Here is a 565-nt window from a genome sequence, read left to right as displayed (position 1 = left end):
CCCGAGGCGAGCTGCCCCAGCGCGTACGCGGCCAGCCCAGCAGGCAGCGGCACCAGGGCCAGGCCCGCCAACAGCCCCTCGGCGGGCACCAGATCGGCCGCGGCCAGTCCGCACCGCGGACACTGCCCGATATGGCGGGCCAGGCGCTTGCGCCACAGCGCCGACGGTCTGCCGTGCCACGGCTTCACCAGCGCCGACAGCTCCGGGCAGCGCGGCGACGCGCGCAGCGCCCGCACCACGCCACGGGCGGTGTCCAGCCGGCTCTTGACCCGCTGGACCCGCACCGCGGCGTGTTTCGGGGCGAGTTCACAGGCCGCCGCCAGCTCGGCGCGGGTCAGCTCGCCCGCGGCCTCCAGCCACCACAGCGACAGCACCTCCCGCTCGTCCCGCTCCAGCCAGCGGGTCGCCTCCACGACCTCCCGCCGCTGCCCGGACAGCCCGAGCCGCAACACCGTCACCTCCGCGAAGTCCGCACCGGGATCGGCCACCTCGACGGCCTCATCCAACTGCCCGGCCCGCGCCCCCGCCCGCCCCTCGCGCCAGCGCTGACGCACCTGGTTCAGGG

General features: G+C 76.8%; 1 pseudogene. It reads right to left on the bottom strand.

Annotation, left to right across the window (positions count from 1 at the left end):
• Positions 1 to 565 (bottom strand): annotated as a pseudogene (locus CCN51_RS49980) (sigma-70 family RNA polymerase sigma factor); the annotation flags it as partial.

Origin of the sequence: Streptomyces milbemycinicus (genome assembly GCF_002154605.1) — a bacterium.
In the GTDB taxonomy this organism is placed as follows: domain Bacteria; phylum Actinomycetota; class Actinomycetes; order Streptomycetales; family Streptomycetaceae; genus Streptomyces; species Streptomyces milbemycinicus.
The sequence above is the reverse complement of the archived record's forward strand: the minus strand, read 5'-3'. Positions and strand labels throughout refer to the sequence as shown.